Source organism: Veillonella tobetsuensis (assembly GCF_001078375.1).
GTDB classification, from domain to species: domain Bacteria; phylum Bacillota; class Negativicutes; order Veillonellales; family Veillonellaceae; genus Veillonella; species Veillonella tobetsuensis.
The window spans coordinates 51312-67108 of record NZ_BBXI01000017.1; the positions used below are offsets into that span (position 1 = coordinate 51312).

At 39.7% G+C, this 15797-nt stretch carries 8 protein-coding genes; all 8 read right to left on the bottom strand.

The annotated features are described in order from the left end of the window. Positions 1 to 11: 11 nt before the first annotated feature. Complete coding sequence (gene pyk / locus VEI_RS07415; protein WP_059363884.1) at positions 12 to 1760, bottom strand: pyruvate kinase; 1749 nt, start codon at positions 1758 to 1760, stop codon at positions 12 to 14. 34 nt (positions 1761 to 1794) lie between these two features. Then, positions 1795 to 5202, bottom strand: coding sequence for a DNA polymerase III subunit alpha (locus VEI_RS07420; protein WP_059363886.1), 3408 nt, complete (start codon positions 5200 to 5202; stop codon positions 1795 to 1797). 11 nt (positions 5203 to 5213) lie between these two features. Beyond that, entirely contained in the window at positions 5214 to 5981 is a 768-nt protein-coding gene (locus VEI_RS07425) for a M48 family metallopeptidase (protein ID WP_059363889.1), read from the bottom strand. Between the two features lie 230 nt (positions 5982 to 6211). Continuing rightward, positions 6212 to 6601, bottom strand: a complete 390-nt coding sequence (locus VEI_RS07430; RefSeq protein WP_038122491.1) for a hypothetical protein — start codon at positions 6599 to 6601, stop codon at positions 6212 to 6214. Positions 6602 to 6613: 12 nt separating this feature from the next. Further along, on the bottom strand, positions 6614 to 6991 hold the full coding sequence (locus tag VEI_RS07435) for a hypothetical protein (protein ID WP_038122493.1): 378 nt from the start codon (positions 6989 to 6991) through the stop codon (positions 6614 to 6616). Between the two features lie 2 nt (positions 6992 to 6993). Next, positions 6994 to 12924 (bottom strand): two-partner secretion domain-containing protein, encoded by a 5931-nt coding sequence (locus tag VEI_RS07440; RefSeq protein ID WP_223209349.1) that lies wholly within the window; start codon positions 12922 to 12924, stop codon positions 6994 to 6996. Positions 12925 to 12994: 70 nt separating this feature from the next. Next, a complete protein-coding gene (locus VEI_RS07445) occupies positions 12995 to 14692 on the bottom strand; it encodes a ShlB/FhaC/HecB family hemolysin secretion/activation protein (RefSeq protein WP_059363891.1) in 1698 nt (565 codons plus the stop codon). 286 nt (positions 14693 to 14978) lie between these two features. Continuing rightward, entirely contained in the window at positions 14979 to 15542 is a 564-nt protein-coding gene (locus tag VEI_RS07450; RefSeq protein ID WP_059363893.1) for a PepSY domain-containing protein, read from the bottom strand. Positions 15543 to 15797: the final 255 nt, after the last annotated feature.

Below are 15797 nucleotides of genomic sequence, written 5' to 3' on the forward strand. Positions count from 1 at the left end.
TTATATATTGCTTATCTAGCATTCGCAATGCCTGCAAAGACTTTGCCCCGTTCACCATCGATGGTAACCTCTGCGCCTTCAAGCAATACGTCATAAGCGTCTTTGGCGCCTAAAATGACAGGAATACCATACGTAATACCTGCAATAGCGCTATCCGATGTGTATCCATCTTCAACAGAAATGATACCGCCAGCGCGTTTAGCAATATTCATCAATTCTGGTTCCATAGTCCCTACTACAAGAATATCGCCGGATTGGAAGCTTTCATAATCATTCTTATGATTAGCCGCAATAAATACGCGACCCGTAGCGGATTTACGCAAAATACCATTGCCAGACAACAATACCTTGCCTGCAATATGAACGCGAATCATATTCGTAGTACCTGTAGAGCCAGAAGGTACGCCAGCGGTAACGACAACTAAATCACCAGAATTGATGGCATTTGCCCCAAGTGCACCGGTAATCGCCTGTTTTACCATCTCATCAGAGTTGATATTTTCACGGCCCTTGATGGCTTCAACACCCCAGCATAATTGCATGCGACGAATTGTTTCATCATGCGGTGTGATAGCGATAATTTTGCAAACTGGACGGTGACGAGCCACACTAATTGCAGTATGCCCAGATTCGGTGCATGTCAAAATAGCTGCTGCCCCAAGATCACTCGCAACGCGCACACTGGCCAAACATACAGCCTCAGTGGTTGTCACATCATCGCTTTCCTGCGTTCTGCTCTTATGATCATAAATGACGGATTGCTCCGTTACCTCTGCAATGCGTGTCATCGTTGTAACAGCTTCTACAGGGTATGAACCATTAGCCGTTTCGCCAGACAACATAATCGCATCGGTGCCATCTAAGATGGCATTGGCCACATCACTCGCCTCGGCACGAGTTGGACGAGGGTTTTGAATCATAGACTCCAACATTTGTGTAGCCGTAATAACAGGTTTACCAAGACGATTACATTTTTCAATCATCATCTTTTGCAATACCGGTACTTCTTCGGCAGGAATTTCTACGCCCAAATCACCACGAGCAATCATAAGACCATCCGCTACATCGAGGATTTCATCGATATTATTAACCCCTTCTGCATTTTCAATTTTGGCGATAATCTTAATATCCTTTTGTTCAGATTCCAAGATGCGACGAATGGCCACCACGTCCTTAGCACGTTGCATAAAGGATGCGGCCACAAAGTCCACGCCTTGTTGACAGCCAAAACGCAAATCTAATTCATCTTGCTCGGATACAGGTGGCAAGCTAAGCGCTACGCCTGGCACGGCCACCCGTTTGCGATTGCCGATTTCGCCACTATTTTGAACGGTGGTAATGATGTTATTACCTTCGATAGCATCGATGGTCAATCGAACAAGGCCATCAGCTAAGAGAACCGTATCGCCAACATGCACGTCGCCTACTAAACCTTTATGGTTTACAGCACTAATCTCTGACGTGCCTTCTACATCATCCGTAGTCAATGTAAATTGTTGCCCCGCTTCGAGGAACACCTTGCCCTCTTTAAATAGGCCAAGACGAACCTCAGGGCCCTTTGTATCGAGCAATAATGCGATTGGTTTATTGACAATCATCGCCGCATCACGCACCATTTGCATGCGCTCCGCTTGCTCTTCATGCGAACCATGAGAGAAGTTAAAACGAGCTACATTCATGCCAGCGCGCATCATATCTTCTAAAATACCGAATTTATCCGTGCCCGGACCTACGGTACATACGATTTTTGTACGTTTCATATATCCTCCTAAATGGGATGGTATTTAATATACTCTATTGCACCTCTACGGCACCTTCACCTAATACCGCTTCAATGCATGCGATGATTTCATCTGTCGGTGCAAAGCATAATTGAGGTGATAAATTAATTCGTTTTCGTTGTTTGTGTAAATATAATGCTGTCGGTACTTGCCCTTCTGCTTGTGAAAGTATTTCCTTCAACGCATTACTATTCTCTGGCGTATCATAGGCACCTCGAATATGGATAGCGATTTGTCGTGCATTGTTGTAATTTACCTTTAACGGTGCAATGCGATCAGCAATAATCTGCACACCCTTTTCATCCGCATCAACACGGCCTCGCACCTTAACGACCATATCGACAGCCAAGAATTGTTGGCTCTGAGCAAATACCTTCGGAAATGCCACCACTTGAGCCGAACCAGAGTAATCTTCGATGCGAAGAATACTCATGACATCGCCCCGTTTTGTAGGTCTATCCCCTCTTTCAGCAATGAGACCACCAAAGGTAATCGTTTGACCATCAAAACGCTCTGGGTTTTCAAGGAGTTGCCCTAATTCAAATAGGCCTTTCAGTTCCTTGTTATAGCCTTGCAATGGATGGCCCGTAATATAGAACCCGGTGTAGTCCTTTTCATCCTTCAATTTATCATCTTCCGATAAATCAGGTAAATTCGGTACCGGAATCATATCGACGTCATCTGTACTTTCACCAAAGAGACTCATAGTACCCATGGCAGCATCCTTTTGCTGCTTAGCCCCTACAGCCTGTGCACTTTCATACATATGCAATAACTGATTCCGGTTCTCCTCGAATCCGTCCATCGCACCGCAGCGGATTAAGCTTTCTAGCAATCGTTTATTAACGACCTTGCTATCTACGCGGCGACAAAAATCGGTAATGCTCGTATAGAGCCCATTGGCCTCACGTTCGGCGATGAGTCGATCGATGGCATTATCCCCTACGTTCTTGATGCCCCCAAGACCAAAGCGAATGGCATTACCTTGTACGGCAAAGCTACGCAAGGAATGGTTTACATCGGGACCGAGGACCTGCACATTATGTTTTTTACAAGCATTGATATAGTATGTGAGCTTATCCATATTTTGCATAAAGCTTGTCATGGTAGCGGCCATAAATTCTGGAAAATAATGCGCCTTAAGATACGCTGTTTGGTACGCAATATACGCATAGGCCGCACTATGGGATTTATTAAAGCCATAACCGGCGAAGTAAACGAGCAAGTCAAATACTTCGTTTGCAATGGACTCTTCGATGCCATTGTTAATGGAACCTTGTATAAAGGATTCCCGTTGCGCCTTGAGGACAGATTCCTTTTTCTTACCCATCGCACGGCGCATCAAGTCCGCTTGCCCCAGGGAGAACCCACCCATGGCAGACGCAATTTGCATAACCTGTTCTTGATAGAGAATAACGCCGAACGTATCTTTTAAAATCGGTTCCAAAATCGGATGTAAATAGGTTACCTCTTTTTTACCATGACGGCGATCGATAAAATCCGCCACCATGCCAGACCCCAAAGGACCTGGACGATAGAGTGCAACAAGAGGAATGAGATCCTCAAAATGCTCAGGTTTCAAATCCATAACGAGCTTGGTAATCCCATCGGATTCAAGCTGGAATACACCGGATGTATCGCCCTTAGTCAAGATATCGCAAGCCGCTTTATCATCTAATGGGATGGCATCTAAATCAAGGTCAATCCCTCGGTTTGCCTTGATTAACTTAAGGGCATCCCCCATAACGGTTAATGTACGGAGGCCCAAAAAGTCCATCTTCAACAGGCCTAATTCTTCGATATTATCCTTATCATATTGAGTGACAAAGCCTTCTTCATTAGAGTTTTGTACAGGCACATGGTCATCTAGAGGATCTGCGGAAATTACGACGCCTGCTGCATGAGTGGACGAATTACGAGCAATACCCTCCAGCTTTTGGCCAAAATCAAATAGCTCTTTTACATTAGGGTCTGTATCATATAAGGCTTTTAAATCTTTACCCTTTAAGGCCTTTTCTAAGGTGATGCCCAATTCATTAGGTATCATCTTCGCAATGCGATTGACCTCAGCTAATGGTAAATCGAGCACACGACCTACGTCACGAATAACGGCGCGGGCCGCTTCTGTACCAAAGGTGATGATTTGAGACACACGAGCCTGTCCATATTTTCGAGTTACATAATCGATAGCTTCGCCCCGCTTTTCATAGCAGAAGTCGATATCGATATCAGGCATGCTTACCCGTTCTGGATTTAGGAATCGTTCAAAGAGCAAATCGTATTGTAATGGGTCGAGCCCTGTAATGCCTAGTAAATAGGCTACAACAGAACCGGCTGCAGAGCCACGGCCTGGGCCTACAAGGATATCGTGTTCACGCGCATAGCGCACATAGTCCCATACAATAAGGAAATAGTCTTCAAAGCCCATCGTCCCGATAACATCGAGTTCGTAGTCTAGGCGTTTTTTAAGTTCTTCTGATGTATCGCCATACAAACGAGGTATTTCTCGTTCACAAACCTTGCGCAAATAGGTCTTAGACGTTTCTCCTTCAGGCACGTCAAAGTGCGGCAAATGATGTTCATCAAAATTAAATTCTACATTGCATCGGTCTGCAATCTTTAATGTGTTTTCTAAGGCCCCAGGGATGTGTCCAAAGAGATCTGCCATCTCGTCCCCAGATTTGAGATAAAACTCATCATTAGGGAATTTCAAACGATCTACTTCGGCGCGACGTCGGCCCGTTTGAATACAAACGCGGATATCCTGAGCATCAGCGTCGTCTTTCATAACATAGTGGAAATCATTGGACGCCACGATGCCTAGGCCATATTCGTCAGCTAATTGGCATAGCACTTGCTGAGCACGTAACTCTTCAGGTAAACCGTGATTTTGAATTTCTAAAAAGAAATTGTCTTTACCGAAGGTTTCAATGTACCATTCAACAGCACGGCGAGCTCCTTCCATATTATCTTGGAGAATATATTGAGGTACTTCCCCTTGAATACACGCACTAAGAGCAATAATGCCCTTGCTGTATTGACGCAACAAATCATGGTCAGCACGGGGCTTATAATTAAAACCTTCCGTAGAGGCCTTCGACACGATTTTAACAAGGTTTCGATAGCCTTCCATCGTTTCGGCTAGCAAAATAAGATGTTTTAATCGCTCACGGCTACGTCCTTCTGGTTTATCAAGGCGGCTACCTTCTGTGACATATACTTCACACCCAATAATCGGTTTGATGCCTTGTGCCACACATTCTTTATAAAAATAGATGGCTGCATACATATTGCCATGGTCCGTAATGGCAAGGGCGGGTTGTTCCAGTTCCTTCGCGCGGCGCACCATATCCGGTAAACGGCTGATGCCGTCCAATAAACTAAATTCCGTATGACTATGTAAATGTACAAATGGCTTCATGGTACACCTCCTTACGGTCTATGTGCAAAATAGATATTTAATGATTTCTTACGGGCTTTCCAATCTGGTAAAAATTGAGCCACTAAATTGTGAAAGTTCTTAGAATGATCCAAGTATTTAAAATGGGCAAACTCATGGACCATAACGTATTCAATATAGGCCTGAGGCCCTTCTAATAAACGCATATTCATCTTAATAAGCTGCTTTGATGGCGTACAAGAACCCCAACGACTCTTCATGCGCTGTTGCTTTACCGTTGGCATGGGTACATCAATATGTTGCTGGTGAAAGCGTTGATATACGACCTTCGCCCAATGGGTAAACACCTTTTCTCCTAGCTGGCGCCAAAAGGTTTGCATTAATTTATGCTTGTCTTCATAGGTATAACCAGATTTAACGAACAGCACCATACGATTAGACCCATCAAACTTGATATGCGGTTTGCCAGATGTTTCTAGCACCTCTAGCGTAACAGGCATGCCCAAAATAGATACGGTTTCACCCGTTACATATTGTAATGCCTCTATCCGTTGTGCCGTTAATGCTTCTAATTTAAAACGAGCCCGCTCAATAAAAGGTATATTTTCGATAACAAACGCATCGATGCGATGATCTGGTACATAAGCATTCGCCGAAACATGGACACTACCATCCTTGTGTACACGCATGTTTATATTCTTTACACGCTTGATTGTTAACTCATATTCAATTGTGTCACCATTGTAGGTAATAGACCGAGTTGTTGAAGTATTCATACCTTTTATTTTATCATAAAACACTCATAAATTCGTTAAAATCTGGAGATTTTAATAGGAGTTATTCGATATATGCAACAATAAATAAAAAATAACAGATAGCTGATTGATGTTAATCAGCTATCTGTTATTTTACTAGGGATAACAAAAACAGCTAAATATATTGTATGTATATTCAATTCTCTAAATCACTAACTACATTACATCATAGCTTAATATCCAAAAGTTATAACTATACAAATAAAATATTTAAATTATTTCTCAACATATAACTCAAGCTCAATATTATTCTTATAATCTAGAACCATTAGGGTATATGTATCACCATTAACTATTTTTCTATATACCCCATCTTTATAACTCCACCCTAAGCCTTCTAACTGAGTTCTAAAAACTTCCCCTTTATAAGAAAGTTTAGCAATAAAATGAGGCGTCAAAGAACCTAGTCTCAATACTTTAGGATTAATATATAAAACTTCACTTTGAGTAGAGTTTTGAATATCTCTAAATTCAGACCAATAATTCTCAAAATTAGAAGTATATTTAAGCTGTAAAAAATTATCAAAGGCTCCCCCTATACTAGCAGAAAGTAGTAATCCTATAATAAGTCCCACCCCAACAAAAAATATCTTTAAGATTTTCATAAATCTCACCTACTAAAAAATACTAATTACTAGACGTCCATCACTAAAATTAAACAGATAATTATTATCATCATAGTTAGATTTATATAACATATATTCTTTAGATAGAACTATATAGTCTAATACTAGCTTATCCTCAAAATTTTTATTTTGTTCTCCAAAAACTGTAACTTGCGTAGATTCAGATGCACCAAGTCTATGGAATAGTTTTGTCCAAGATATTTTTTCTAATACTCCAGCATTATACAATTTAAATGCTTCATTATATAAATTTGATGCATATGGATATCTATTCATAAAATAGTAATTACTAAAATTTACTACAGAAAAAATAATAGTACTAGTCAATATCCCTAAAAGCAAATATTTTAAAACGAACTTTATATTCATTATTAATATCGTCTCCAATACATTTTACTAGCATATTTATCAAAACCAACTGAATTAAAAAAGCCTCCATGACCATCATACTGTTGAACACCAATTTCTGTTCGCTTAATTAAAATTAACTTACCTGCAGGACCATTATAGAGTTCTAGTCCACTGTTAGGATGTTCATTAAAATACTTCAAAACATTCCTATTATAATTTCCCCCCCAAAGATTTTCATCGGAAAGGTTCCCAACATAACTAGCGTAGCTTCCTGAAACAGACATGCCATTAGAGGTCGTTGATGCCCCCTCAGCAACATGGATTGTTTGATTTCTAGAGGAAAAAGATTCAAAATCTGTAGGAATTGCAACACCAGTTGACCAGCTGATGTGATTAAACGTTACACTTGAGGATACTGCTCCCCCCTCTACCGCTTTTTTTATTAATGAAGCAGCACTAGGGTCGTTAGGTATATTAGGAAATGTTATAACCTTTATAGTAGCTCCAACTGGAACAATATTATCAGATATAGATACATCGCCTCCCACTTGATCATATACACCACCAAATTTATCTACTAATACCCCTATCATGCCTCCGACACCTGCAATATATACTCGCCCCGCATCAGCATTTGTTTCAATAGAATACACTTGATTATACTGTAAATTACTTGTATCAAGATAATCTATTGCCTTTTTAAAAAATAAATGTAAAACATTATGTTTAGTACCTAAGGAAGAAACGGCCATTCCAGTATCAGTAGATTTATTAGCTAATTTATTCACAGCCCCACCTAAAACAGCACTTAATAATTGTATTTGATCAGGATGTTCCTTCCCAATTTTATCTATAATTTTTTTTATCGCTAGTTCATTAATCCCTGCCGCTACAGCTCCCGATCCATTTGGATTACCTGCCAATTGTGCCGCAATTTCACCAATCGCAGCATGTAATGCTACCTTCTGTGCTGAACCATCTTTCCAGTCGTATTTATCACTTAAGCGATGTACTTCTTCAAAAGCATTTTTAGCAAATAAACGTGCCAACTCCTGACGTTCTTCGATTTTCTTTTTATCAAAAATCTTATCTAATTGATGTAATGTATTCTCGGTATTTGTATTAATGGTCTTAGTATCAATTTCTTTACTATCTACTGTTAGTATACCATCTGAGATTGCAGATTGAGTAGTCGAGTTTGCTTTGCCTTTTGATCCTACGCCTAAGTTTGGAACTAGACCAATACTGTTATAAATCTTATCATACCCTTTTTTATCATTGGCTTTCATCTCTTCAAGTTTCTTTTTACTACCATAATAGTTATAGCCAATCCCGTTGTTGCTATAGGTATACTCGGCTTCGTTTTGGATATCTTTCATCTCAAGAGATTTAGTAGTCAATGTATTCTTAGCTTTTGGAGCTTCACTTTTAATGACAGCACCTTCTAATGTAGTACCATTCCCTACATTAATATTATAGCCATCTTCTCCAGCATAAATACCTGCTTGGTGAGTTACGCTTTTCCATTTACTATCAATACGACCTACACTTGCACTTATACTACCTGTTGGATTCTTGAAATTAGGTTTAGAGGAAACAGAGAAGCCCGCAGACTTACTGTGTTCTTTAAAGTTATCTACATCTTGTAAACTTTGAATATGTAAATCACGACCTGTATTAACTTCAACTTTCTTACCAGATACAGTAGAACCAATAATAGTAGTATCTTGCTTTGCTTTAAGTTGTGCTAATTGTACGGCTTTAATTGTCGTTGGTACATAGCTTTCTTGATGGGTATCGCCATTTTGACGAGCCATATTGCCACTCACATTAATATCGAGAAGTCCGCCACCAGTCAAACTAATACCAGCACCGACACTCCATCCATTGCTTTTATAAGTATTCTTAACATCTACAGTGTTTTTACCCGCTGCAAGGTTGATATCACTAGCACTATCTAATACTAGGTTTTTAGCTTGTACCGTTTCACCAGTTAAACCAATACCACTTTGCTGAGCATCACGAGCCTTGATTTGTACTTCACTATCGCTAACAAGAGTACCACCGTGATATGTGTTTGTATCTACTACTTGTCCTTGTTTTCTAGAAGTGCTACCAATACTTACAGAGAGATTTACAGCATCATCAATATTTTTTTGACCACGTCGGGAATGATTTTTTGTGTCTTTTAATACTTTACCATCAGCATCACGAAGTTTGACGCCCTTAACCGCTTTATCTACCGCCGCATATCCATCTTGCAATTGTTGACGTGCTTCATTGAGTTCAAGTGCAGCTAAACGCTTATCATCACGGCTACCCGCTTGTTTTATAGTACGAGTCGCATTAGTAAGCGTATTCGCTACTGCACCGCCCAACGATACGGTAAGACCCGTCTTCTTATAGCGTTCATCATGAGACATATGGTTGTGATCTATATTTCCATCTAATGTAACGGCAGAACCTTCTAACACAGCACCATCTTTTGCAACAATATCAGCGCTTGTGAGATGAACGGTATCATTCGCTTTAATAGTAACAGTACCTTTCGTGCTGGCAATTGTATTTCGTACAGTAGATTCTTCATGGTTAGCTGCATCTATATTGTGTTTTTCTTTGCCTATAGTAAAGCCTATCCCTGTACTACCAAGCAAACCAGATTTCTTATGACGATATACACTAGTACCATCTGTAATGGCTTTATCTGCACCAAGTTCTACCTTTCCACCAGCTGTAACATCTACTGTATGTTCGCCTATAATTTGAGCAGATTGACCTGTTACATCTTGAGCACTTGTGATCTGTATATCTTTGCCACTTACGGTAGAGCCTGTTACAACTGTAGTAGTTGCATCATCAACGGCATTGGTACTTTCACGTTTGACAAAGCTTTTCTTTTTATCTAGATACACATGATTGACTGTACTATTTGCCTTCGCTGTATTTAGTTCAACCGTATTACCGGATACCTTAACTGTATCAGCCGCTAATAGTTGACTGCCTTCAAGTTGTACTGCATCAGAGGCTACAACAGAAATATTTTTACCTTCAATGCTACTACCAACCGATGATTGTGCGTTAACAAGATCATGAGACTCCGTCGTTTGAGAATGCCCGCCACCAGATTTGCCCTTGTCAAAACGATGTTCTTCTAGCTCATGTGTAGCATTCATAGCTTTCATCATTACATTATGGCCGGCCGTCACTTGAGTGTTCACATCAGAAGTAATAACACCTGCCGCCATAGATACATCTCGGCCTGCGACTACTGTTGTTTCACCAGCACCACCAATACGACCTTGATCTACACCGGTTATCGTTTCACGTCGATTATTTCGACTATTCCACTCAACTTTGCTATTAGCTGCCTCATACTGTACGCCTACATTAATCACATCACGTCCAGCACTAACCTTTGTAGAACCAGCCGCATTCGTTTGTGTAATGGTACCGCCTTCATTAATGACGTCTTTCTTAGCATACACAGAGACTGTATCGTTGCCCATAATAGTGCCTTGTGTATTACGAACTTCATCATTCGCTATAACCGTAGTAGTATTACCTTTGATAAAACCATTGTCATTGTGAATAGTATTACCAGTAAGATTCACATCTTTATCCGCCACAATACTACCGCTATTTTTCATAGTATCAACAGAAAGGTTAATGGATTGAGCTTGCAAATTAGCTGCACCGTCTACTCGTTTTGTAGTTGGGGCTAAATATAGAGTCGGTACTAGTACAGTTTCTGTTTTACCATTTGGCAATACAACAGCCTTACTAACTAAGAGCACTACATCCTCTTTAAGATTCTTTTGCTCAGCCTCTGTTAAGCCTCTACCTAATGCAATAGATTGAGATTTTGTTACACTAATCCCTGCATCCATCAATTGGCGATATTGTTCCTCTGCTGAAAGGCCAGATTGCAGTCTACTTTTACCGGTTTGACGCATAATCTCTTGCATAATGAGCTGTTGCTCATAATACCCATCACCCAATCGTTTTTGTATATTCATAGGGTCTAATTTAAGGCGAGATAATACGTAATCAGAAGATAAGAAATTACGACGATTTGTAAAATTTGGATCGGTTTCAATCACATAGGTAGTATTAGGGTTCGTCGATAACTGACTCATACTATGTAATAAAGATGCATCTACTGTAGCATCACTTGTACTATTCTCCACATGACTACCATATACGGCAACAGGGACATCTGTAGGGTTGACTATCGTATTCTTATAGTCAGCCGTTCGTATATTAGTCGTATCCCATCCACGTCTCTTCCGGCGACTATACGATGTGGCTGTACCATCTTCAGTAATATATTCATTACCCTTAGGGTTACTTTGCTCATAGTGACCTACTGTACCTGTTATATCCCCGGCAGCACTAATTTGGCTAGCTTCATTCGTCATATGATCGACATCCATATGTAAATCTCCACCGGAAATAATCCGCCCAGGGTTAGATGTATCTACCACATCTTTTTCACGTGTACGATCATATTCATATTTAGTCCAGCTATCTTTAGGATCGCCATACACTGAAAGTTGAAGATTTTCAGAAGAATGTACTACTACTTTATCTTTTGGAATTTCATCATCATGCCCATAGATTCGTTCTTCCGATAATTGGTATCGCTTAATGCTACCAGATGGTGCTACTTCGTTTTTAATATGTTCTTTTTCACCTACCGCTACACGTTTAAGGGTAATGCCACCATTTTTATTATCTACAGATTTAGCATATAATGCACCACCTTGACCAAATTCAATGGTAGATGCTGTATTTACAATACGATCTATCTTACCAGACACAGTTCCTGTAGAATCCATCGTCTTGCCAAGTTGTAGTTGACCCTCAGCTTTAATCACACTACCATCAGTATTGACAATCGAATTGGTTGCTATAGATAGATCTTTTTGGGCAATCATAACAGGGGCATCTTTAGTCTCTGTATTACCCTTTTGAATAACAGAATCGGTAGTAATCTTAGCGGTATCCACATACAATTTACCACGATTCATCTGCTCAAAACTTTTTGTAGTAATATCTGCTTCTGTAGCAGCGATAGTACCGATATTTTGCAATTTGCCAGTACTATCCACGGTTAACTTATTTTGTGCAGATAATACACCTTGATTATTCACACCAAAGCCATCATTGGTGCCAACTAAATACATACTATTGGCATACATACCACCAATAGCAGCTACATCAAGGCCAACTTGACTAGATTCACCAGTTTTGTGAACATTCGTAACTTTACCAGAAGAATCTACGGAAACAGTATTCTTCCCCGTCACAACTTGAGCATCTTTCGCCCAAACTTTACCATTCAGCTGAACAGCCTCAGCTAGCATATCTGTACGCGCTGTTTTCGATGCATTAAGTCCTTTTTCACCTATTGTGATACTACCTTGTTGTACTTGATAGCCTGTAATACTACCGTTATTGATAATTGGGTTCCCCGTTGTTAATGTAGCACTATTAGCATTGATAAAGGTACCATTATTGACAGAGATACCATTCGGGTTTGCAATAATAACATGCGCCTTATTGCCAGCCACTTCAAGGGCACCATTCATAGATGTTGCACCCGTACCTGTTACCTCATTTAAAATTGTATTCGCTGTAGGTCCGACTAGATTCGGATTTCCCATAATGTAACCTGCCAGCTCCGTATTCACAGGACGATTGGCATTATTTAAAATAAGCCCTTTATTATCTACATTAAATGCATCATATTGATTATGGGATAGCCCTTTATCATTAGGCGTATTGATATTGACTACAGTCATACCATTACGAGCCTCTTCTGTTTTTGGCCCTAATGCACCTTGAGCCGGTACAACAGGATTGGCTAACGCCATTGGAATCCATGGCGCAGAATTTGTGGCAAGCAACGCAGCAAAGATGGCCATTGCCGTATGTTTTCTAATATTCATATTACGTATCTCTCCTAAGTATATAAAACAATATGTATTATGTATCTATATCACTCTCTATGTACAACACTTAAAATTGATAACTGCCTCTAAACGCCCAAACACGGGTATCTGTATCAAACCCTTCTGGTTTCTTAATTGGCGTCCCTAGTGATACATCATAATTAACAGCGTCACCAACAGTGCCTCGTACACCAACGACACCACCAATCAAGGTAGTACCAATTTGTGTTTCTGTGGATGGTCCCCATACATGACCAATATCTATACCTACATAGGGAGTGATTTGTTGTTTTCTAAATGGTAATGACCATTCACTTTGTACGTAGTACCCAGAGTCCCCTCGTAGTGTTTCTTCCCCACTAAATCCACGTACCGAATACCGTCCACCAATACTAAACTGGTCCGTAGTAAATAAGCGCTGATTCGTAAATTGACTTCTAAAGCGCATCGAGAATATACCTTGCTTATGACCGATTCGTACTCCCGTTTGAATCTGCCCTTCAACCCCAGCCATTTTATAGAGTGTAGTTGGATTATCTGCCAAGCCTTCCCAACTTCGTACCTTAGCACCCAATCCTTTAATACCTTGACGATAAAATACATACATATCACTCACTGTATTGCCTCTGTATTGGCGATGAGATAACCCTACTTCTACCGATGTGGTATGTTGTTCTTGAACACCAATTTCTACATCATCCAGATAATTATGACGAGACTTATGATTAACCTTAGCAATAACTGATGTTTTCGAACGACTAGTCCTATTTAGAACCTGCTCTACTGATACCTCTGTACCTTGTGTGGTACCAGCCGAACGAAATGCATTTGGCATAAATACCAATTGATTATAGCTATACTTATACGTAGATAGTCTATACGTACGGTTGCCATCGGGAATCGTATAGTTAACTGCATATTGCTTTGATTCATGACCATCATCATGGCGACTTATGTCTTTAGTGAAATTAGCTGTTAATGTATCATTAAGCCCCAACAATTGACTAAATGATAAAAATACAGTGCCTTGATACTCTCCTGTAGCTTTATATCCTGAATTATCTAAGATAAATGAGCCATGCACAAATCCTTTTTGTTCTACCGTAAGCTTAACAATAGAATGTAACGGCTTGGTACCTGGTTCAATCGTCATCTTTATATCTTGACCAGGTACGCTACGCATCTGATCAATTCCTTGTTCTAACGCTTGACGTCGTAATACATAGCCAGGTCGTACAGGGAATGCACTTCGCCAATTCGTCCGTGCATTTGGATTTGTAAGAACAATATCTTCAACATACCCTGGTAAAATCTCAAAGGTTAATGCCCCTGAATGTAAATCTTGATTGGGTACAACCACTTGGCTTGTGACATATCCATCTGCTAATAATTGTTCTTGTAATTGCTTTTGAAGGAATGTAACTCCGTCTGACCCGATTCGATTATGCTCATACGCCTCTAAACGATTCTTATATTTACTAAATACAGGTTCTGACGATGTAATAACAATATGGTCTATAGGAAATGCAATCGCTTCCTTTGGTAATGCCTTCATAGGAGCACTACTAAGCCCAACATAGGCTGATTCTGAACGCAACGAAGCGGCCCCAGTCATTGGTGCTTCTGCGCGTTGACGCAACGAAGCATCGGCTCGGGCCGCTTCTTGTTGTATAAAAGGGGTAGATACATCGGCTGCCATGCTAGGCAATGTACCAAATGTGGTCAGTAAGCCAATACAACTTGCTACAATACGTACAACTCTCATAAATCCCTCTCCTTTCTCTATAATTAAATTATATATTAATTTCAATACTTTTTTCAATGATTCTTATATATTATTTTATATTTAATTAAAATATAGGGTTTTTACTATTAATACACAAAATAAAAATTAAGCAAATACCAATCAAATTTAACATCCACAAAAACCTCGCCTTTCTCATCAAGAAAAGCGAGGTTTCGTGCATAATATTCTATTTTGTAACGTTGTACCTAAACACTATATATATACATTATATACATTAATATAAATATCATTATTTGTGTTTAAGCTATTTAGTTACACTTAACAATTTTCCGCTCACTGCATCGAATACTACAGTAATGGTTTTCTTATCTTTTGTAGCAAACACAACAGTATATTGTGGCGTACCTTTTTCAGTTTTAACAGCCCAGCTTAACAGGCTTGTTGCTTTACCTTCTGCTTGTGCATAAGCAAAGTTTACAGCTACAGCAGGAGGCAAAATAGTAGATGGATCAAAGGCTGTCTTTTCTACAGTTTTTGTAAGTTTGCCAACCTTTTCATCCTTAACTTCATTCGCTGTATTTGTAAATACCGCCTTATATACACCGTCTTTATCAAAACCGCCAACAGTCAATGTAACGACTGTATCGGTAGCATCAAAAGAAATTTCATTAATAGATGCACCCGCATGATGTTGTAAAAAACCATTGAGCATTAAATTTGCCCAACTAATCGCTTGATGTTGTTCATCAACAACAGCTACAGTTGGTTGTACAGGAACTAAATCGGCTGCATGAGCCATTGGAATCACCGCCCCAAATAAAGATGCTAACATTAAAAATATACGACTTTTCTTCAATACAGATTTCATATGTTACTCCTCTTATCCCTTACGTCTCAGATAACAGTAACAATGCGACTCCGTATGTACTGTTATAACTATACACTATCAATAACAAACGAACTCTATCTATAAGAGAGTGTGTATAAGAAAAGTAAGATAGAGTCCGTTTGTTTTCCCACTCGGGAGTAGTCAGCCACCTTGATAGTACAATGGCTAACTACCTAATAGCCCTATATTCTTTAATTCTAACTAATCTTCAGTATACAAGAGGGAATGTTTAAA